The sequence below is a fragment of the Aliidiomarina sp. genome (assembly GCF_022565475.1).
Classification (GTDB): Bacteria; Pseudomonadota; Gammaproteobacteria; order Enterobacterales; family Alteromonadaceae; genus Aliidiomarina.
This window is the reverse complement of the sequence record NZ_JAIUMR010000006.1, coordinates 33063-54643: the sequence shown is the minus strand read 5'-3', so window position 1 is coordinate 54643 and position 21581 is coordinate 33063. Positions and strand designations below refer to the sequence as shown.

Below are 21581 nucleotides of genomic sequence, written 5' to 3'. Positions count from 1 at the left end.
AAATTTATTCGGTATAACGGTAACCAACCCCGTACACCGCCTGAATCACGTCATCAGCGCCAGCCGCTTGTAGCTTCTGGCGCAAATTCTTGATGTGACTGTCGACTGTCCGATCACTGACGATGCGATGATCATCGTACGCAGCGCTAATCAGTTCGTCGCGGCGAAAGACGCGTTGCGGGTGCTTACTCAGGGTGTGCAGTAAGCGAAATTCGACTGGTGTTAAGTCTAAAACCTGCCCTTGCCAGCGGGCGACGTACGACTCGGTATTCAACTGTAAACCCGTCTGCACAACCTCTGCTTCAGCGCGCCAGCGTGCACGTCGCAACAAAGCCTCAACGCGGGCAACCACCTCACGTGGACTAAACGGTTTGACGATGTAATCGTCAGCGCCCATGCGCAAGCCCACAATCCGATCCACTTCGTCATGCCGAGCGGTAATAAAAATCACGGGTACATGCGAAACTTCGCGCAATTGCCGGCAGACTTCTAAACCGTCCAAACCGGGCATCATGACATCCAGCAGCACTAAGTCGGGCTGCTCTGTACGCGCTTGGCTCAGCGCATCGTTGCCATTGTCGACAGCGACTGTGGTGTAACCGCTTTGCTGCAAATAATCGACCAACAGCTGGCGAATATCCTGTTCATCTTCGGCGATTAATATTGTACTCATGACCGTTCCCGTGGCAGTGATATGGTCACTTTGAGGCCGCCGAGCGCACTTGGTTCCGCGCAAATATCGCCTTGGTGCGCTTGGCAAATTTGACGGCTAATCGCTAAGCCCAAGCCACTGCCGCCGGAGCTGCGTTGGCGATGCGATTCAGTCCGATAGAAGCGTTCAAAAAGATGTTCAAGATGTTCGTTAGCAACACCTGGGGCGCTGTCTTCAACTTCAATAAGCACCGCAGTGCCACTTGTTGTCAGGGTTACCTGAATCACGCCAGGCGCTTGGGTATAACGTAGGCTATTTTGGAGCAAATTCTGTAGTGCTTGTTGCAAGCGTGCCGAGTCTGCAAACACAGTGATCTCAGCCGCAGCGGTGGCAGTGAAACGCAGGTCCAGTTGCTGTTGCTGCGCAAGCGGTTGGAATTGTGCGATCTGCTGCTCAAGCCACGCGCGAATGGCAAGGCTTCGACGTTGGTAACTCATGCCGCCGGCTTGAGCCTGCGCCAAGGTGTCGATGTCGGCGACCAAGCGAGTTAACTGCTCGGTTTGCTGTTGCAAACGCGCACAGAGCACCCGATCGGGCTCGCGAATACCATCTTCAACGGCTTCAAGCTCACCTTTTAGCACAGTTAAAGGAGTGCGCAGTTCATGCGCAATATCGGCCATAAATGCGCGCCGCTGTTGCTCAGTATTATTGAGGGTCGTTGCCATACTTTGCAGTGCTCGCGCAAGTTCAGCAATGTCATCGCGTTGTTCACTACCCAATAGTCGTGGACTCAGTTCGCTACTGTAGTTCCCCGCCGCAATCTCTTGGGTGGTGCGTTTTAATAACGCTAAACGCGCACGTAACCGACTGGCAATGAGCCATGCAACCAAGGCACCGACCAATAGCGCTAAGGCGCCTGCCCAGAGCAAGGATTGCATTTGCTGCTCGCGAAAAACTTCGTCAAGCGGCTGCATTTGGCTGGTCGGCAGCTCCGTGCTTAAGGTGGCAATAATTTGCCCTTTGGCAAGCACTAACACCGACACGGGTTCACGAATATCCGGCCCGAAAATGCGCTCGCCACTGACGGTTTCAAGCGTGAGCGCGCTAAAACTCAGTTCCGGGTCGAGGTTGACTCGTTCCGGATTAATCACCGAATCGCGTTGAATGGTTTGAATCACTTGACGCCAAAGTTCGCGCTCGGAAAACTCCGCGCGGACGCGAGCCGGCATTTGCCGATGAATGGTTTCGTAATATTCCGACAACACCACCGCAACTTGCTGCAAACGCCGTTGCTCTTGCTCGGCCAAGTAGTCGGAGAAATTCTGCAGGAAGTAGCTGCGCACACCGAGTAACACCACAATCACCAGAAACACTCCGGTACCGGCAATGGCTAAAAAAAGCTGCTGTTGAGTGCTTAAGCGACGCAGCAATGCTGTTTACTCTTGGTTGCTTTTGCCATCGAGCGCATCGAGGCGATCTTCGAGCTCTTCGACACGCTTACGCAGGCGCATAACCAGCTCCTGCTGAATATCCATTTCTTCGCGGGTCACGACGTCGAGTTTGCCTAACTGCGACTGCACCGCTTGCTTCACTTTTAATTCAATATTGTCAGCCGCTTCCCGAACACCAGAAGGAATGCTGGCGGTAATTTGGCGGGCAATTTGTTCAATTTTCTTTGCGTCGATCATACAGTTACACTCTTTTCAGCAGTTTTATTCGTGGTTTCATGACATCGATATTTACTATAGCACGGGCTGAATGGCGAGCGTATTGCTATATTCTCAGCGCAACTCTCGGTACAATACCGCCTCGTTTGTTTCCCCGTTGATCTCTAGCAGGACTTGTTCGACATGCAACTCAACCCACAACAGCAAGCAGCCGTGGAATACATTAGTGGCCCAACGTTGGTGCTCGCTGGTGCTGGTAGTGGCAAAACCCGCGTGATCACCGAAAAAATTGCCTATCTAGTCAATAGTGCCGGCTATAAACCACATCATATAGCTGCAGTGACGTTTACTAATAAGGCCGCCCGCGAAATGCGCGAGCGCATCAATTTGCGTTTAGGTCGGAAAAATTGTCGTGGGCTGCGCGTTTCCACTTTCCATACGCTTGGTCTCGACATGATCCGACGCGAAGTTAGCATGCTTGGCTTCAAACCTGGCTTTTCATTATTTGATGATCAAGACAGTTTTGCGCTACTCAATGCTTTATCGGAAGATAGCATCGACGGTGACAAAGCAATTTTGCAGCGCTTGCAGCAAAAGATTAGCCACTGGAAGAACGCGATGTTGCTACCTGAGCAGGTACAACCAACGCCTGGCGACGTCGAAGAGCAGCTTTTTGCTGAACTCTACACGGCCTACCAACGCAACATGAGAGCCTGCAATGCGCTCGACTTTGACGACCTAATCTTGTTGCCGACCTTGCTCTTACAACAAGTCCCGGAAGTGCGTCAGCGCTGGCAACAGCGTATTCGTTATCTCCTTGTCGACGAATATCAAGACACCAATAGTAGCCAGTATCAGTTAGTGCGCTTGCTCGTCGGCGAACGTGCTCGCTTCACTGTGGTTGGCGACGACGATCAGAGTATTTACTCATGGCGCGGCGCGCAGCCGGAAAACTTAGGATTACTGCAGCAACATTTTCCAAGTTTAAAAGTGATTAAACTTGAGCAAAATTACCGTTCGGTTGGGCGAATTCTAAAAAGTGCCAACATCTTAATTGCGAATAATCCGCACTTGTTTGAAAAGAAATTAGTGTCGTCCATGCAGTACGGCGACCCGTTGCGCGTGATTTACGGCAAGAACGAAGAGAACGAAGCCGAACGCGTGGTGGCCGAAATTATACGTGAGCGCTTTTTAGACAATACCCGCTATGGTGACTACGCCATTCTCTATCGTGGTAATCATCAATCGCGCTTGTTTGAAAAGGCACTGATGAACAACCGTATTCCGTATAAAATTACCGGCGGACAGTCGTTTTTTGCGCGGGCGGAAATCAAAGATATTCTTGCTTACTTGCGTTTAGTGGTGAATCCCGACGACGACAATGCGTTTTTGCGGATCGTGAACACCCCTCGTCGTGGCATCGGCCCGCAGACCATGGAACGAATTGGCGAGTTTGCCCATCAGGAAAATCTGAGTTTATTTGCCGCAGCTTTGCATCCCGGTTTAAAAACGATTTTGGCGACTCGAGCTTTCCAAGACTTGCAGCAATTTTGTCAGCTGATTCAACATGCGGCGCGCGAGTCTGATTCGGGTGAACAGCACGCCACGAATGCGGTGAAACAGCTCTTGCAAGACATTCACTATGAAGACTGGTTGTTTGAAACCAGTGGCAGTCCGACTGCGGCGGAAATGCGCATTAAAAACGTCAACGAGCTCTACCGTTGGGTCAGTGAAATGCTGATGGGCAACGACGACAACGAGCCGATGTCATTGGAGCAAGTTGTCGCGCGCTTAGTCTTACGCGACATGCTCTCGCGCCAAGAAGAAGACGAAGACGGCGACCAAGTGCAGCTTATGACGTTACACGCTTCTAAAGGTCTCGAGTTTCCTTATGTGTTTTTGGTAGGTATGGAAGAAGGCCTGCTGCCCCATCAAACCAGTATCGATAATGACGATATCGAAGAAGAACGACGCTTAGCATACGTTGGCATTACTCGCGCCCAACAAAAGTTGACCTTTACATTGGCCAAAGAACGTCGCCAATATGGCGAAGTATTGCGCCCTGAAGTGAGCCGCTTTTTAATGGAATTACCGCAGGACGATATTGAGTGGGAAGATCAGCGTAAACCGGAGTCATTAGAACAGAAACAGCAACGAACGGAGTCGAATGTCGCTCGCCTACGAGCGATGTTGCGCGATAAACGTTAACCGGCCTGAATTGTTTTTTTCGATATTTTTGGTTCTTCGGCTTGCTGCTCAATCATTTCTGAAGTGGTCACAATACCTGCTTCACCGAGCAAATTACCTTGGCCGATGCGGACCCCAAGGTCGAGCAGGACTTCAATCTGATCATCCGTTTCAATACCCTCGGCGGTTAACTCAATCCCAAGATCTTGGCATAACGTGACGATATGGCGAACCATGGCCTGAGCTCGCTCTTTATGCCCGACTTGCTTAATAAATCGGCGGTCGAGTTTAATAATGTCGAACGGAAAATTGTAGATAAAGTGCAGTGGTCCTGTCGTTCGACCAAAGTCGTCGAGTGCAAGGGTAAAACCGGCGTCCTTAAGTTTACGCAAGCTCGCCATGGTACGCCGCGTATCTTCTTGCTGCAGTGCCTCTTCTCCGAATTCCAACACAATCTTGGTTAAATCAGCCTTCTGTTCCGTCGCGACATCAATGAGCGCTTGAATGTGACGTGGTCGCAGTAAATGTTGCACGCACACGTTGATATGCACCGGCGCGCATTCGCGTTGGCTACTGCCGGCCTTTTGCTGAACTTTAATCGCTTCACTCAACACCCAGCGGTCGATCTCGATAATGGCACCCGATCGTTCCGCGAGTGCTAAGAACTCCGCAGGTAACACCATGGTGTCACCACGCCGCCAGCGCACAAGTGCTTCAAAGGCAACCACACGGCGACTTTGCGGATGGCTCGCTAAACGATAAAGCGGTTGCATCCACAAAATGAAATCTTTCTTCGCTTGCGCGTGTCGCAGCGCAACTTCTTGGTTTAAAGCGGAGACCAAGCCATTGCGAATGGTCTCGTCGAAAATAACGTAACGCCCTCGACCCATGCTTTTTGCTTCATACATGGCAGCATCCGCATCGCGCAGCAGACGATCCACGGAGTCATTCGGTCCATGACAGGTGGCAATCCCGATACTGGCACCGGAAAAATGCTGTTGATCATTGAGTTCGAATGGCTCTTTCATGACGTCAATAACACGCATAGCGACGTCTTTTGCGTCATCAATATTTTTAATCGGCTCGAGTAAAATAACGAATTCGTCACCGCCTAAACGCGCCAAAAAGTCAGGCTCGCGAATTGCGCCAGTAATTCGGCGACTCACTTCTAATAAAAATTCGTCTCCGGCTGAATGTCCTAGCGTGTCATTAATATTTTTGAAGCGGTCGAGGTCAACGAATAACAAGGCAAAATTCTCTTTCGGGAAGCGTTTCTGCCGCGCCAATGCCTGTTTCACCCGCTCCGTGAACATCGCACGGTTAGGTAAGCCCGTTAAATTGTCGTGATGGGCATCATGATACAACTTGGCTTCAATTTCTTTCCGCCGCTCAATTTCCTCAACCAATTCTTCAGTTCGTTCTGCAATTCGACGCTCCAAGAACGTATTGGCTTTTGCCAGTTGCTCTGCTGCGCGCCGACGTTCGATTGCAACCGATACGTGATGGGCAACGAAGTTGAGTAGTTCAAGATCTTCTGGCGAAAACGGCTTTTCTTTCGAATACGTCTGAGTGGAGATAACACCAAAAGTTTTGCCGTCTGCCATCAGCGGCGAGCCAAGCCATTGGTGTGCAAGCTGACCGCGCGACTCAGACACCGCCACTTCACCTTTAGTCACCAAGGCGTCACGCACTTTATGGTCGACGAACAAAGGCTTACGTGAACGAATAACGTACTCGGTTAAGCCTTTTTGTAGACTTCGCTGCTTCGCTTTGAAGCCACTTTCATCAATGTAATACGGGAAATACACTTGCTGACGGTTTTCTGTCAACAAGGCAATAAAGAAGTTGTCTGCGGTAATTAAGCGCGACACTTGGCGGTGTAAAGCTTGATAAAAGCTCTGCATGTCCGCGGCCGAGTTTGTCAGTTCGGAAATTGCGTAAAGCACCGCATTCTGTCGTTCGGCTTTCTCGCGATCGATAATTTCACGACGCAAGTTCTCGTTAATGTCACTGAGTTCGGCAGTTCGCTTGGAAACTTCCGACTCGAGGTATTCACGGTGACGGAAACGCTCAAGTGCATTCACAACGTGTTGTGACACGAACATCAATAACTCAAGATCGTCGTGCCGATAACGGACGTCTTCGGAGTAACTCTGAACGACCATCGCACCGATAAACTCGTCATTGGCAATTAAAGGAACACCTAACCAGTCCACCGGCAATGATCCGAGGAAGTGAACCTCGCCTTGCTCGACCAATTCATTGATTTTATCGCGAGAGGCCAATAGCGGCTCTCCGCTGCGCAAGACGTATCCCGTCATGCCACGCATCAGATTTTCGACGGGAATTTCTGCGATCGAACGAGCGTCGTCGTACTGGTCGACAAAGTAGGGGAAGTTAAAGGTTTTACGGTCGTCGGAGTAGAGGCAAATGTAGAAGTTCTTCGCTTCCATCAATTTGCCGATGATGCGATGAACCGAGGTATAGATCTGGTCCATGTTCTGCGCAGAAGTGGCTAGCTCGGAAATGCGAAACAGAGCCTGCTGAATAACTTCAGCTTGCCTGTACTTATTCGTCAATATTTTTAAGCGAGCGACCACCTTTTCCAGGCGTCGTATGGCTACTGACGAATCCTGTCCCTTTCCTGCAGCGCTCATTCCCTCGCGCATCTCCCCTTACTTGTTATTGCTATTGTAATTGTTGTCCCAAAAAAGAAATGGTTGGTTAACAAGTAACCTGACTAAATAGTGAACCGACCTTCAGTATATAATGAGTTGTAGAGAAAGCAACGAATTTGTTAACAAAACGTAGCAATAAAAAAACCGCTCAAAAAGAGCGGTTTTTCAGGTAACTAGCGGGCTTTAGAGATCGGCAATCATGTACTCAATTGCTGACTCGATTTCTTCGTCAGTACAGTTCATGCAGCCACCGCGCGGAGGCATTGCATTGAAACCGTTAATCGAGTGCTCGAGTAACACGTCCATGCCTTGTGCTAAACGGTCCGTCCAATCTTCAGCGACGTTTTTGCGTGGTGCACCTAACACACCACCGGTGTGACATGCAGCACAGGCTTGGTTGTATACCTGCTCTGCCGTACGGCCACCTTCAGCGGCTTGTTGAGCATTGGCTTGCGCAGTTTCATCGCCGGCTAAACGCACCTTCGCCACTGGTTTAATACGCTCTGCAATGGCTTCACGTGACATGTCTGATGACATGGCCATCACACCACCGGCAACGGCAATGCCTGCGACTACAGCGACAACTTGTTTCCAATTTAAAAGATTTGACAACTTCACGGCCTTCTCCTGATCAATTCAGTGGCGAACACTCCGACGACTCGGAGTTGATTTGTGGCGATTATAACGCCAAATTTCGGTGGATGAAACTCCTGTTCCGCACATTTCCTGAAAGCACCGAATTTTTATCGGTTGTGGTACGATGACGTACCGTATTTTTAACGCGAGTGAGTCGAATTTGGTTCAGTCACATCAGGGTTCTCAGGAAACTTCTCGGGCCCGTAAAATCGCTTTGCTTGATCTCGACGCGTTTTTTGCGGCCGTCGAAGTACTTGATCAACCTGAACTAAAAAATAAACCATTTGCCGTCGGTGGCGGCGGCGAGCGCGGCGTTGTTGCCACGGCGAATTACCACGCGCGCAAGTACGGTGTCCGCAGCGCCATGCCTGGCCATCAAGCACGTAAATTGTGCCCTGAGCTGATCTTTGTAAAGCCAAATATGGCTAAATACAAAGCGGCTTCCAAACGCGTCTACGAAATTCTTACCCGCTACACGGATTTAATTGAACCTGCATCGATCGATGAATTCTATCTCGATTTAACCGCGAATCAGGCTTTTCAAGGTAGTGCCACCTTAACGTTAGAATCGATTCGAGCTGAGCTGCGGCAATTGGGAATCACCGCCTCGGCTGGAATTTCTTGTCAAAAAATGGTCGCCAAAATTGCCTCAGAAGAGCGCAAACCTGATGGCCAATTTGTAGTACCACCGGATCAGGTTCTAAGTTATTTAGCCGAACTACCGATCCGTCGCATCCCTGGTGTCGGGCCGAAAAGCCAAGAGCGTTTAGCCGCAGCAGGCTACCATGTGGTCCGTGATATTCAGCAAACCGATCCCGCTCGCTTACAACGCATTCTCGGCGACCATTCCGGCATGCTGTTGTTTCAACGTTGTCTCGGTGTCGACGATCGCCCCGTCAGTCTTTCCCGCACACGTAAACAAATTAGCGTGGAAGAGACTTTGCACCGTGACTTTACCCATGCCAAAGACGCCGAACGCTTTTTAGAAAACACGTTATTACCCGCATTGCACCGTCGCATTCAACAACATGCCGAATACCGCGAGCAAGCGACATTGCGTTGGCAAGATGTGCGAGCGAAGGCGCAAACGGTCAAATTGAAGTTTAATGACTTCACCCAAACCACGGTCAGTAAAGTATCAAACCGAGTGTCACCGGCATTGTATTATCAATTGCTGCAAGAAGCATGGCCGCGTGGTCGCGCGCGGCCCGTGCGCTTGATTGGCCTTGGGATTACGCTTCCGGATCCGGATGAGCAGCGTCAGTTGGAGCTTGACTTGGAATAATCGGCTCTTGATGCAAATAGCATCCCGTCTCGTTTTCAACAAATCCAAGCTCGGTCAGTAACTCTTGGGCTTGATAAACATATCGGAGTAGCCAAAGCAAATAGCGCACGTCGCTATGAATCAGACGGTGCCGATCCGCAGAAAAATGCCAGTCGCTCAATATAGCAGGGGTGGTGCTGTCAAAGACTAAACCAATGAGTTCACCGTTAATATTGGTCGTCGGACTACCCGAACTACCGCCGGTGCCGTCCGCTGTGGAGAGGAAATTCACGGTCAAGTCTTCCGTACTTGCCGCGAAACACCCAGCGCCATGCACGGCAACCGCCGCATGCATGGCAAATGGCAATTCATAACGAGCTTCCGTTCCAGCGAGGGCGAGTAACGAGCTTAGCGTGGTATGGCTGGGCTCACCATTGTCGCCACGCACAAACCCACGACTGAGTCGGTAGGTTCGATTGGCATTATCGGCAAGCCGCGATTCCTGCGCGCGTTTAAACTGACGCCAAGCGGCATACCATAATGCATTGCCTTGTTGTTCAAACCCGCGCAACTCACGTTCGGTTAAATCCCAGTCTAAGCGCGCTTGTGCGGTCGTCACTGCAAACTGCAACCAAGGGTCTGGATGGCGACGCAAATCGTTCACATTCATGTTCATGAAAGTCGGTAAGTTATCCGCATCGGCCAACTCAGTCTGCTGATAGAGCGCAGCCACAAAGGCACGAATTTCAGCCCTGCTGCTCTGTTCTTGCAATTGAAAAAAATCGCGGATGAAAGAAATTTGCTGGCGCTCAGGAAGCTGTTGATGCCGTTCAAGTAGGTAGGTGAGCAAATCGACTTCAACTTGCGCATCAAATTGCCGTTGCATACTTAAAAACTGTGCCCGTAGCGCCGGTATTTGCTGAGCCTGATAGCCACGTGTACGACGATCATCGCTACGGCTGTTTTCCTGTGCGAGACGATACAGTTGCTGAGCGAGCATGGGCAATCGCAGTTCTTGAAAGAAGCTCCACCAGATTTGTCGCTCGAGCTGTTCTGCTCGAGTTGTAGTTGCCCGTTTTATTAATTCAACACTCTGCTGATACTGGGCCTCTCGCTCCTCTTCAGCCAGCCAAAGTCGCAGGCTTTCCTGCTCCATCGCGAGCAAGGAAAGTAAATCCTCGGCGTCTGCGGTGGTCTGCATGCCTGCGTAGTTTTGATATCGATTGCCCCAGCGCACTTTCGACGGTGCGTAGCGTAAATGCAGCTCGGCATCCGTGTCGGTTTGCTGCTGGGTAATGGCCAAGAAATCACTCAGATATTGTTGAGCTTGCGGATAAAAGTGCTGTAATGCGAGTTCTGCTTCGGCAACTGGACGATGGCGTTGCGTTAATCCGGGGAAGCCCGCCACAAACACCGCTTCATCCAGCATCGGCGCGGCAGGTGACAATGGTAACCAATGTTCAGGTTGGAAGGGCTTGCCGTCGGCATCATAGACCCGTACGAGCGCGAAATCGGCGCTGTGACGTGGCCATTGCCAATTATCGTCAACACCACCAAAATGCCCGACTTGCACGGGTGGTGCCCAGACTAAACGAACTTCAGAAAACACCCGGTCAGTCACGAGTAAATAACCTTGACCACCATAATAGTCGGCTACACGACATTGTCGGTTCGCCTGCTGTTCACAGCGACGCAAGACGTCATTTCGGTTCGAGGCAATTTGATTGAATCGCGCCTGGCCGGTTAACCGCGATGAAACGCCTTGTAGGACTTGTTCAGAAACATCCTGACGGCTAAGGGTCATACTGACGGTGAAATCGCGCGGCGCAACTAACTCCAGATCCGGCCGTAACGCCAAAAAACCATCTTGAAAATAATTTTGCGCAACCGTCGACCGATACTGCAGCACTTCAAGAATACAATGGTGGTTGGTCAGCACTAAACCATGCGGCGAAACAAACGTGCCGGAGCAGCCTCCAACTTTAACTACCGCCGATTGCGGTGGTTGCACCCAAGGCGGTTGTTGTTCAGGCAACCACATACCCTCTTCAGCGACCGCAAATGCAAGACAGCAGAACAGGCTGGCACAAAGTGTGATGCCGAGTTGCGTAACACGCGCTGCCAAACCCTGCCGCATAATTCCTCCCAAGTCCGTGAGTAAGTGTACGTGAGAAAGTCAAAATTTGGGCATAGGATACTTAAATTTTAAGCAAATGCGACCGCAGAAAGCCGGCGCAGTCGCGTAAATTTGAGAATCCGTGCAAAAAAGGAGCATATGCTGCTATAATCCGCGCCTTAAAATTTTCCGCAACTGATTTGCAGGAGCAAACCATGGCATCTGTGCTGATATTAATGGGTTCGACATCGGACTGGCCGGTCATGCAAGCCGCAGCCCGCATGTTAGAAGACTTAGGTGTAAGTTGGGAAGCTCGGGTGGTTTCGGCACATCGAACACCGGACTTGCTGCCAACCACCATGCAAGAAGCTGAGCAACAAGGTGTCCAAGTCGTCATTGCCGGTGCCGGTGGTGCTGCTCATCTACCAGGCATGCTTGCGGCGTTCACTTATTTACCGGTATTTGGTGTACCTGTGCCAAGCAAGCAGTTGAAAGGGCTCGATAGCCTCTTGTCGATTGTGCAAATGCCAAAAGGTGTCGCAGTCGGTACCTTAGCAGTCGGCGAAGCTGGTGCGGCAAATGCTGGATTACTCGCGGCGCAAGTGATTGCTATCACTGACGCGAACGTTCGCGACAAGGTCATTACCTTCCGCCAGGAGCAGCGCGACAAAGTTCTCGCCAATAGTAAGTTGGAGCTGGAATAAGCATGAAACTTCTGATTCTGGGCAATGGTCAACTTGGGCAAATGCTGGCACAAAGTTGTATTCAACTCGGCCACGAAGTCTTGCTGGTGAACACACGCAGTAATCAAGTGGTTCCTGCTGCAGCCCACATCGCATTCGATATGACCATTGCGGAAGCCATGCAGTGGGCCGACATCGTCAGTTGGGAACACGAGCAGCTTGATCCTGAGCATGTGCAACTCGCTGCGGACAAATTGTTGACCGACGCTGACAAAATCAGACCACTGACCCACCGTCAGTTGGAAAAAGCCATGTGCGATGAGCTCGGGATCAAAACCTCACCTTGGAATGCGTATGACTCGCAAACTGCGTTTGTTACTGCCCTCGAAAAATGGCAACAAGCGGTTGTGATCAAGGCTTCATTCGGCGGCTATGACGGCAAAAGCCAATGGCGCTGGCAGCCCGGCGAAGACGTCCAAGCGCTCGTTGCCCACGCAGGTCAGCAGCCCGGTATTATTGAAGCCATGATCCCGTTTCAATGCGAAGTGTCGATTGTCGGTGCGCGCGCTCGTGACGGGCGAATTCTGTGTTACCCATTAGTAGAAAACGTCCATCGTCAGGGCATCTTGAGCCATACCTTTGCTGCCTTTGACACCTTCCCCGCGCACCTGCAACACGCCGCCGAAGACGCGTTCCGTAAAATTACTGAGCACCTTGGCTATGTCGGCACCTTAGCCATTGAATTTTTCGTGGTCGGCGAAGGCGAAGAAGCCGAACTACTCGTGAACGAAATTGCGCCGCGGGTCCACAATTCAGGGCACTGGTCACTGACCGGCTGTAATGCAAGCCAGTTTGACCTGCACATTCGTGCACTGACCAATATGCCTTTCCCGCAATTAACCGTCAGCCCAACGTTGATGCTCAATGCCATTGGTTGTGAAAAGATTGCGGATGCACTTTGGCAACATCCTCACAGTCAGGTGTTCTGGTACGGTAAAGAACCACGTGTTGGTCGCAAAGTCGGCCACATTAATTTCCGCGACCTCAGCAAAGACCAAGCAAATTCACTCGTCGAAGATTGGACAGAGGCGTTGCAGCTGCTATCGTAATCTTTTCAATTGCTGAAAAGAGAGTCGCCAGTGAGCAAATCGTACATTCTCGCCATCGATCAAGGCACGACGTCCAGTCGTGCCATGCTGTATAACGCGCGCCTGCAGGTAATCGGCCGTGGCCAATTCGAATTCAAGCAATATTTCCCGGTCAACGGCTACGTCGAACATGATCCCGAAGAAATCTGGCAAACCACTCTGAAAGCCTGTCGCCAAGCACTTGCGGATGCCAATGTGCAAGCCCAAGATGTCGCCGCGATTGGCATCACCAACCAACGAGAAACATCCATCGTTTGGGATCGAAAAACCGGTAAAGCCATCTATCGCGCCATTGTTTGGCAAGATCGGCGCACCGCCGAAACCTGTCGCCAGTTACAACACGACGGCCACGAGGCATGGGTTCAAGAACGCACGGGTTTACTCCTTGACCCCTATTTTTCCGCCACGAAAGTCGCTTGGATTCTCGACCATGTTCCGGGTTCCCGCGCCCGCGCCGAGAACGGCGAACTCGCCTTCGGCACCATCGACTGTTTTTTACTTTGGCGTTTAACCAACGGTCAGGTTCACGCCACCGATGCAACCAATGCGTCCCGCACACAATTGATGGATTTACGCAGTCGCAAATGGGACCTGGAGCTTTGTGAATTGTTTCGCGTACCGCAGTCGTTACTCCCTGAAATTCGCGACAATGCCAGCGACTACGGCTACACCGACGCGAACTGGTTTGGTGTTGAGATCCCGATTACCGCCATGATTGGCGATCAACAAGGCGCCTTGGTTGGACAAGCCTGCTTGCAACCTGGTCAAATCAAAAGTACCTATGGCACCGGCTGCTTTGCATTGGTGAATACCGGTGAGCACTTGGTGAAATCGGAACACCGATTACTCACCACGTTAGGTTATCAATTGGATGACCAGCCGACCTATGCACTAGAAGGCAGTATTTTTATGGCCGGCGCTATCGTGCAGTGGCTGCGCGATAAACTTGGCATCATTCAAACCGCCGCAGAAACTGAACGGCTTGCTGAAGGTGTTCCCTGCGATCAAAGTGAATTGTTGATCCCCGCCTTTACCGGTCTCGGTGCGCCCTATTGGGACCCAGACGCGCGTGCTGCTATTTTCGGCATGACCCGCGATACCGGCAAGAAACAGCTAGCCGCTGCGGCATTGCGCAGCGTGGCGTTACAAACACGTGATTTACTGCAAGCGATGATCGAAGATGGTCAAGCCATCGAGACGCTGAAAGTTGACGGCGGCATGACCGACAACGGTTGGTTTATGCAAGCGTTGGCGGACATCACGGGATATCGGGTGCTACGCGCCGATACGGCTGAAATCACCGCTCGCGGTGCTGCCTTTTTGGCCGGCTTGCACGTCGGATTATTTGAACAACTTCATGACCTACAACAACTTTGCCGCTCAAAAGGGACATTTACCGCGGAAATTACCTCCAAAGACCGTGATAAACTCTACCAACGTTGGTTAGCAGCGGTCGCAAAAGTCAGGTAGAATAACTCCCCTTTTTTGAAAAATTAATGAGAGTTGGTATGCCAAACAGCGCCCCGCAAATGAGTGAGCAGGATCTGGTCGCAGCGGTTAAAGAAGCTCAAAAGCAAGCCTACGCGCCGTACTCGAATTTTCCCGTCGGTGCTGTGATTCGCACCGCCAGTGGTGCGGTGTACTCCGGCTGTAATGTCGAAAATGCGTCGTATCCGGAAGGGACGTGTGCCGAAGCTGGTGCCATTGCCAATATGGTGATGCAAGGTGATCGAGACATTGCCGAAATCTATGTCATCGGTAATGGTGACGGTCTCGTGTCACCTTGCGGTGGTTGCCGTCAGCGCATTCGCGAATTTTCCAACCCGAATACGACCATTCATATTTGTGGACCCGAAGGCGTTCGCAAAGTGTTAACCATCAGCGAATTGTTACCTTATTCATTTGGGCCGGAGCATTTGGCTCCAAAGCAAGCAGGCTAAGGAATTTCCATGACCGATTTGAGTTCGCGCCAAGCACAAGCAGCGCAGGCGTTTTCATTACTCGACTTAACCAGTTTAACCGACCAAGAGACGGTGAGTGACATCGAAGCCTTGGTCAACAACGCTAGCTGGCGCAATGCCGATGGTGAGCGTATTCACGTTGCTGCCCTTTGTGTCTTTCCACGCTTTATTCCGTTAGCACGCAAACTACTCGATGAACAAGACTTACAAGCCGTTCGACTAGCAACGGTCACCAACTTCCCCCTTGGCGGCGATGACATCGATATCGCTGTGAAAGAAACCCGTGCGGCAGTCGCTTATGGTGCTGACGAAGTGGATGTGGTGTTGCCTTATAAAGCCTTCATCAACGGTGACCACACCACCGCTCTACAGCTGGTGCAAGCCTGTAAAGCCGAGTGTGGCAGTCGGGCACAACTTAAAGTCATTCTCGAAACTGGCGAATTAAAAACCGCTGAACGTATCGCGCTCGCAGGCCGCATCGCTATTCAAGGCGGCGCTGATCTTATTAAGACCTCAACCGGTAAAGTACCGGTCAACGCAACGCCTGAAGCGGCTGTCGTGATGGTCAGCGAAATTGCCGCTTACGAGCAACAACAAACAAATGAAAAAGCCGCAGCCCATGCGCTTCACCACATTGGCTTTAAACCAGCCGGTGGTATTCGTACCTTGGACGACGCCCTTGTTTACATGAACGCTGTTCGCAGTGTTTTAGGTGACGCAGCACTGGCTGCAAGTCGCTTCCGTTTAGGCGCTAGTTCGGTACGCAATAACCTCGTTGCCATTCTCGAAGGGAACGATGAAGCCACTGCAGCAGGAGGGTATTAAGATGTTACCGCAAGAAATTATCAAAGCAAAACGCGACGGTAAAACGTTAACACGCGAACAAATTGCCTTTTTTATTCAAGGCGTAACGAATGGCAAAGTCACCAATGAGCAAATTGGTGCATTCGCCATGGCCGTCTATTTTAATGGTATGGCGATGCCCGAGCGCGTCGCCTTGACCGAAGAAATGATGAACTCAGGACAGGTCGTGTCGTGGGGCGGTTTTGACCTACCAGGTCCCATTGTTGACAAACACTCAACCGGTGGGGTCAGTGACTCCGTCAGTCTTATGCTCGGCCCAATGGTTGCCGCCTGTGGTGGTTATGTGCCCATGATTGCCGGGCGAGGTTTAGGCCATACCGGTGGTACCTTGGACAAATTCGAAAGTATCCCGGGCTATAATATTCAGCCGTCACAGCAAGACTTTCAGCGCATTGTCAAAGAAATCGGTGTCGCCATTATTGGTCAGACTGCGGAGATAGCGCCTGCGGACAAGCGCTTTTATAGTATTCGCGATGTGACTGCGACGGTCGACTCGATTCCATTAATCACCGCATCTATTTTGTCGAAAAAGCTCTCCGCTGGCCTCGAATCGCTTGCGATGGATGTTAAGACTGGGAATGGCGCCTTCATGACCAGTCTCGATGATTCACGGGCACTGGCAGAAAGCATCGTTGCAGTCGCCAATCGCGCTGGTGTTAAAACCTCCGCGACCATTACCGATATGAATCAAGCGCTCGGTGACACCGCAGGTAACGCGACTGAGATGCGTGAAGCGGTCGAGTACCTCACGGGTGTCCGTCGCAATCCGCGTTTACACGAAGTCACCATGACCTTAGCTGGCCAAATGCTGCTACTCAGTGGCTTAGCGACAAGCAAAGACGAAGCTGAGTTTAATCTTAACCAAGTACTCGATAACGGCAAAGCGGCCGAGATTTTCGGCAAAATGGTGCATGCTCTCGGCGGTCCCGTCGACTTCCTAGACAACTGGCAAGGTTATCTGCCAAAAGCTCCGGTTATCATGCCCGTGTATGCCGACACTCCAGGCTATGTAAGTGAAGTCGCAACGCGCGAACTCGGCCTTGTCGTGGTGACGCTTGGTGGTGGGCGTAGTAATCCGGCTGACGCGATCGATCATGCCGTCGGCTTAACGGATATTCAGCCAATTGGAACCTATGTTGATAGTGTGCGCCCACTAGCATTTATTCATGCGCGTGACGAAGTGAGTGCCGCAGCTGCAGCCGTTGAATTGAAATCTTCGATTGGCTTGAGCGAAAACTTACCCGAGCTTGATCCGGTGGTGTATGAAACAATCTCACCTGAGCAAGTGAAGGCCTAGCCCAAGAAAACCGAGGAGCTAAAGATGGCACGTGCAATTATTCTGATGTTAGATTCGTTTGGTGTCGGCGCCTCCGCCGACGCTGCTGAATTTGGTGATGTGGGTGCCAACACCTTTGGCCACATCGCTGCTGCGTGTGCGCGTGGTGACGCTGACATTGGTCGCAAGGGACCTTTGCAGCTACCAAATCTTGAGCGTCTCGGTTTAGGTTTGCTCGCCGAAGCAAGCACTGGAGAGCGCCCTCCGGGTTTTCATTTCAATGGCCCGGCAGAAGCTTTATATGGTTATGCGCAAGAGCTCAGCCGTGGTAAAGACACACCTAGTGGCCATTGGGAAATCGCTGGTGTCCCTGTGCTGTTTGACTGGCATTATTTTCCTGACCAAGTCCCAAGTTTTCCCGCCGATTTTATTGCCGAATTGATTGAGAAAGGCGATTTGCCGGGTATTTTGGGTGACTGTCATGCTTCCGGTACTGAAATTATTGCTCGCCTCGGTGAAGAACACATTCGCTCTGGGAAGCCGATTGTGTACACCTCGGCCGACAGCGTCTTGCAAATTGCCGCGCACGAAGAGAGTTTCGGGCTTGAAAAGCTATTAACCCTTTGTGAAATGGCGCGTGAACTGCTCGATCAACATGGTTTACGCGTCGGTCGTGTCATTGCCCGTCCGTTCCTTGGTGATCATCCAGACAACTTCAAACGCACGGGCAACCGTCGCGATTACTCGGTTCTACCGCCTGCACCAACCGTCCTTGATAAGCTCGCAGAAGCAGGTGGCGAAGTCATTAGTATCGGTAAAATTGCTGATATCTATGCCCATCAGGGCATTACTCAGAAGATCAAAGTCAGCGGCAACGACGCGATTTTTGACGCGACATTACAGGCCATTCACTCAGCGCCAGCACGAAGCCTTATTTTCCCCAACTTTGTCGATTTTGACATGGAATATGGCCATCGCCGCGACGTGGCTGGCTATGCACGTGCGCTTGAGGCTTTTGATAATCGGTTGCCAGAACTTATCGCTTCATTACAACCGGGAGATCGGGTCTTTATCGCCGCTGATCATGGCTGCGATCCGACGTGGGAAGGTACTGACCACACCCGTGAGTATATTCCCGTGATCTGTTTTGGTCCCGACTTAACGCTACCAGAGACCGGTGGGTTTATTGGACGCCGCGATACCTTTGCGGATATTGGCCAAAGTATCGCGACGCACCTAGGACTGCCAGCAACCGACTACGGTTCGAGCTTCTTATAACGCTCAAACCACGCCAGCGCATGCTCAACCTTCATGATCATGCGCGACGGTCGGCTGGAGACACCATGGGAAGCACCCGGCACGCGCACCATGGCCGTGTCGACACCGAGCAACTGCAAGGCTTGATAGAATTGTTCGCTGTCCGAAATTGGCGTGCGGCGGTCATTTTCTCCGGTAAATAATAACGTCGGCGTTGTCACGTTACCCACCAACGACAGCGGAGAGCGCTGCCAATAATGCTCATGTTCATCCCAAGGTAACCCCGGAAACTGGTTCGGGATCTGCGACAAATAACTATCTGCTGTTAATACCTTAGACACCCAGTTGATCACCGGATTCGTTGCCACTGCCGCATTGAACCGATCGGTCAAACCAATCGCATACGCGGTGGCAATCCCACCCGCTGAACCGCCGGTGATAAACAAATTCGACGCATCAATAAAGCCTTTTGCGATCAGTGCGTCGATACCCGACATGTGATCAGCAAAGTCATAAGGCGACGAGTAGTTGTTATCGAGCAACATCGCAAAGTCTTTACCATACGAAGTACTGCCGCGGTAGTTGTTGTAAAACACGACGTAGCCGGCAGCAGCATAACGTTGCAGTTCCGCTGCAAAGTAAGGGCCATAGGCAAGGTGTGGACCACCGTGAATTTCCAACAGCAGTGGGTATTGCTGCTCAGGGTCAAAGCCCGGTGGCGTAATGTACCAACCATGGATTTCGGTTTCATCGTAACTTGAGGTGTAGCGGAACTCGTGAACTTCACCGAGTTTGCGCTGGCCTAATAAGTTTTCGTTCAAAGCAGTCAAAACACGCTCGTTGCCGCCCTGCCAAATACCAACGTTGCCTAAACGATGCGCAGTGCCATGGGTGAATGCAACCACGCCATTACCTGACGAGGTGAACATTCCGCCCAAGTAAGGACGACCGTTGCTGCCGGTGGCAACATCACTGACCAAGTCGGTTAAACGTCCACCGCGGGCAGCAATTCGGGCGATTTTAAGTTGGCCCTGATCGGCATACTGGAAAACAACGGTGTTGTTGTTTAACCAGCTCGGCGATTCAATCGAGCGGTCGAAGTCACTGAGTAATTCGTTCACGTCGCCACTACGCCAGTCCATCACGTGAAGCTTCGCATTGCGATAGGGCACTGCTTCGCCCGACGCATGCAGGAATGCGAGATAACGACCGTCGGGAGAAAACACCGGCTGCGACTGACGACCTGGTTCAGCCACCAAGCTGCTCACCTCAGCGTTCGCGACATTTACTTGATAAAGGTTCGCTTCGAGGCTGTGGAACTCCCAATCATCGCGGCGGTTGGCCGAGAACACAATCGCGCTACTATCTGGTGTCCATGCTAACGTACCACCATGATTATAATCACCAGAGGTTAATTGCCGCTCGGCACCACCTTCACTACTGACGACAAAAAGCTGGCGATACGCACTGTCGAGCAAACCACGTCCGTCGGCTTGATAATAGGCACGCTCAACCACAATCGCTGGCTCCGACCAACGCGCACCTTCGGGGCGTTTCGGCCGATAGACACTGCGCGCAAATTCGGTCGCTGGTGCTAGCACTTCCTGACTGAAAGCAATGTGCTTACCATTCGGTGACCACGTGATATCGCTTGGCGCACGGCGCACATCGGTGATTCGCGCGGACTTGTCTTGCTCGAACCAATAGACGTGAATTTGTGCCGCTCCGGATTGGTTCGAAATAAACGCCAGACGCTTGCCATCGGGCGACCAACGCGGGCTACTATACTGGTGTTCATCGGCAAAAAGCGGCGAATGTTGACCGCTCTTTACGTCCACCAGCCACAAGCTGCGACGGGTGCTGTCGGTCATAATGTCGTTGCTGTGGCGCACATACACCACGTGCTTGCCGTCGGGCGCGACTTGCACGTCGTTCGCCCACTCCAACGCAAAAATATCCTCTGCGGTAAACACGCGCATTTGCTCATTCGCCTGAGATATGGGCGCAAGACAAAGCAGTGTAAGGAGTAGGGTTGCGACAAATGTTCTCAGCTTCATGGTTGTTGCCTCTTGTTATTTTTAAAACTTATGCAGGTAAAACGCGCTGCAAAAACTGACTAATATCTTGAATCTGCGGCGGACAAACTTGATGGGCCATTGGGTAGGTTTGATACGTGACCGCGTAGCCGCGCTGTTCGAGCCATTGCTTCGCTTGCTGACCGAGTACTTCAGGAACCACGGGATCTTGACTGCCATGCTGAACCAAAAATGGCGTTTGCTGTTGCGCGTCGGTTGGTTGAATGGATGCGTGTGTCGCCAAATAAGTCGATAGGCACATCACCCCAGCTAATGTTTTGTCATAGGTTAACGCCGCTTCATAGGCCACCGCACCACCTTGGGAAAAGCCGGCGAGGACAATGCGATTCGCAGGAATACCACGTTCGATTTCTCGTTCAATTAAAGCAATCGCCTGCGCGGCAGAGGCGCGTAGTTGTGTTTCATCAACGCTACGTTCAATGCTCATTTCGAGAATGTCATACCAAGCAGGCATGGTCATGCCGCCATTAATGGTGACCGGAATCTTTGGCGCATGAGGAAAAATAAAGCGCGCATGGACACCCGCAGCGAGCTGAATGTGCGGAACAATCGGCTCAAAGTCGTGACCATCGGCACCTAAGCCATGCAACCAAATCACTGCGGCGTTGGCGTTTTGTTGTGGATTTACTTCTACACAAGGCAACAAACTCATGACATCCTCTTTTATATTTTATCGACGAGCTGGGTTGGAATTTCTAAATCGGGATTCGATAACGTTTTATGTACGGGGCATTTATTGGCGATTTCTAGCAAACGTTGACGCTGCTCATCGGTTAAGTCGCCTTCAATATGAATATGTCGCTCAAACGACTCTGCGCCCTTTTCGCCGCGCACATGCCGCAAATCCACCGTTATTTTTTCAACCGGCCATTCTTTGCGCTTGGCATACATTCGCAATGTCATCGAGGTGCATGCCCCCAAACCGGCGAGCACCATTTCAAACGGGGCAGGACCTTCGTCTGCACCGCCCAATGACTCCGGTTCATCAGCTAACCAGCGGTGACGATGGGTGGTAACTTGGTTGGTATACGGCGCCATTTTCTCTTCAACACGGACACAACCTTCTTTGACTTCTGCGCTCATGAGCCTACTCCAA

Annotated in this window: 18 protein-coding genes; 9 read left to right on the top strand and 9 right to left on the bottom strand. The window is 51.4% G+C overall.

The window, feature by feature from the left end:
• Nucleotides 1–4 precede the first annotated feature (4 nt).
• The 3 genes from LAT77_RS06725 to LAT77_RS06715 are packed head-to-tail and all read right to left on the bottom strand — an operon-like array spanning nt 5 to nt 2340.
• Nucleotides 5–673, bottom strand: coding sequence for a response regulator (locus LAT77_RS06725; protein WP_290563796.1), 669 nt, complete (start codon nt 671–673; stop codon nt 5–7).
• Nucleotides 670–2082 carry an ATP-binding protein gene (locus LAT77_RS06720; RefSeq protein ID WP_290563795.1) on the bottom strand — a complete coding sequence of 471 codons (1413 nt, stop codon included), beginning with the start codon at nt 2080–2082 and terminating at the stop codon, nt 670–672. Before LAT77_RS06720 ends, LAT77_RS06725 begins: the two co-directional genes overlap by 4 nt.
• Before the next feature lie 6 nt (nt 2083–2088).
• Nucleotides 2089–2340: an accessory factor UbiK family protein gene (locus LAT77_RS06715; RefSeq protein ID WP_290563794.1), complete on the bottom strand. Its 252-nt coding sequence runs from the start codon at nt 2338–2340 to the stop codon at nt 2089–2091.
• 162 nt (nt 2341–2502) lie between these two features.
• Between LAT77_RS06715 and rep the strand changes: the two genes are divergently transcribed.
• A complete protein-coding gene (gene rep / locus LAT77_RS06710) occupies nt 2503–4527 on the top strand; it encodes a DNA helicase Rep (protein WP_290563793.1) in 2025 nt (674 codons plus the stop codon).
• On the opposite strand, the gene LAT77_RS06705 is transcribed toward rep, so the two are convergent.
• Together LAT77_RS06705 and LAT77_RS06700 are read right to left on the bottom strand one after the other, a co-directional pair.
• Entirely contained in the window at nt 4524–7163 is a 2640-nt protein-coding gene (locus tag LAT77_RS06705; RefSeq protein ID WP_290563792.1) for an EAL domain-containing protein, read from the bottom strand. The two genes, rep and LAT77_RS06705, sit on opposite strands and share 4 nt — an antisense overlap.
• A 204-nt stretch (nt 7164–7367) precedes the next feature.
• On the bottom strand, nt 7368–7802 hold the full coding sequence (locus LAT77_RS06700; RefSeq protein ID WP_290563791.1) for a cytochrome c5 family protein: 435 nt from the start codon (nt 7800–7802) through the stop codon (nt 7368–7370).
• Between the two features lie 142 nt (nt 7803–7944).
• Between LAT77_RS06700 and dinB the strand changes: the two genes are divergently transcribed.
• Entirely contained in the window at nt 7945–9105 is a 1161-nt protein-coding gene (gene dinB, locus LAT77_RS06695; protein ID WP_290563790.1) for a DNA polymerase IV, read from the top strand.
• On the opposite strand, the gene LAT77_RS06690 is transcribed toward dinB, so the two are convergent.
• Nucleotides 9053–11221, bottom strand: a complete 2169-nt coding sequence (locus LAT77_RS06690; RefSeq protein WP_290563789.1) for a S46 family peptidase — start codon at nt 11219–11221, stop codon at nt 9053–9055. The two genes, dinB and LAT77_RS06690, sit on opposite strands and share 53 nt — an antisense overlap.
• Before the next feature lie 194 nt (nt 11222–11415).
• Here LAT77_RS06690 and purE point away from each other — a divergent pair, with 194 nt between their 5' ends.
• The 7 genes from purE to LAT77_RS06655 are packed head-to-tail and all read left to right on the top strand — an operon-like array spanning nt 11416 to nt 18410.
• Complete coding sequence (purE, locus tag LAT77_RS06685; protein ID WP_290563788.1) at nt 11416–11904, top strand: 5-(carboxyamino)imidazole ribonucleotide mutase; 489 nt, start codon at nt 11416–11418, stop codon at nt 11902–11904.
• 2 nt (nt 11905–11906) lie between these two features.
• Entirely contained in the window at nt 11907–12992 is a 1086-nt protein-coding gene (locus LAT77_RS06680) for an ATP-grasp domain-containing protein (RefSeq protein WP_290563787.1), read from the top strand.
• Between the two features lie 30 nt (nt 12993–13022).
• Complete coding sequence (glpK, locus tag LAT77_RS06675) at nt 13023–14501, top strand: glycerol kinase GlpK (RefSeq protein WP_290563786.1); 1479 nt, start codon at nt 13023–13025, stop codon at nt 14499–14501.
• Nucleotides 14502–14539: 38 nt separating this feature from the next.
• On the top strand, nt 14540–14971 hold the full coding sequence (gene cdd, locus LAT77_RS06670; protein ID WP_290563785.1) for a cytidine deaminase: 432 nt from the start codon (nt 14540–14542) through the stop codon (nt 14969–14971).
• Between the two features lie 9 nt (nt 14972–14980).
• The gene (gene deoC, locus LAT77_RS06665) at nt 14981–15817 is read left to right on the top strand and encodes a deoxyribose-phosphate aldolase (protein WP_290563784.1); all 837 of its coding nucleotides are present in this window, start codon (nt 14981–14983) and stop codon (nt 15815–15817) included.
• 1 nt (nt 15818) lies between these two features.
• Nucleotides 15819–17153, top strand: a complete 1335-nt coding sequence (gene deoA, locus LAT77_RS06660; protein WP_290563783.1) for a thymidine phosphorylase — start codon at nt 15819–15821, stop codon at nt 17151–17153.
• A gap of 24 nt (nt 17154–17177) precedes the next feature.
• Entirely contained in the window at nt 17178–18410 is a 1233-nt protein-coding gene (locus LAT77_RS06655) for a phosphopentomutase (RefSeq protein ID WP_290563782.1), read from the top strand.
• Here the strand turns inward: LAT77_RS06655 and LAT77_RS06650 are convergent.
• The 3 genes from LAT77_RS06650 to LAT77_RS06640 are packed head-to-tail and all read right to left on the bottom strand — an operon-like array spanning nt 18389 to nt 21568.
• The gene (locus tag LAT77_RS06650; RefSeq protein ID WP_290563781.1) at nt 18389–20446 is read right to left on the bottom strand and encodes a S9 family peptidase; all 2058 of its coding nucleotides are present in this window, start codon (nt 20444–20446) and stop codon (nt 18389–18391) included. The genes LAT77_RS06655 and LAT77_RS06650 overlap by 22 nt on opposite strands.
• 28 nt (nt 20447–20474) lie before the next feature.
• Nucleotides 20475–21137 (bottom strand): dienelactone hydrolase family protein, encoded by a 663-nt coding sequence (locus LAT77_RS06645; protein WP_290563780.1) that lies wholly within the window; start codon nt 21135–21137, stop codon nt 20475–20477.
• 11 nt (nt 21138–21148) lie between these two features.
• Nucleotides 21149–21568, bottom strand: a complete 420-nt coding sequence (locus LAT77_RS06640; RefSeq protein WP_290563779.1) for an OsmC family protein — start codon at nt 21566–21568, stop codon at nt 21149–21151.
• Between the last annotated feature and the right edge of the window lie 13 nt (nt 21569–21581).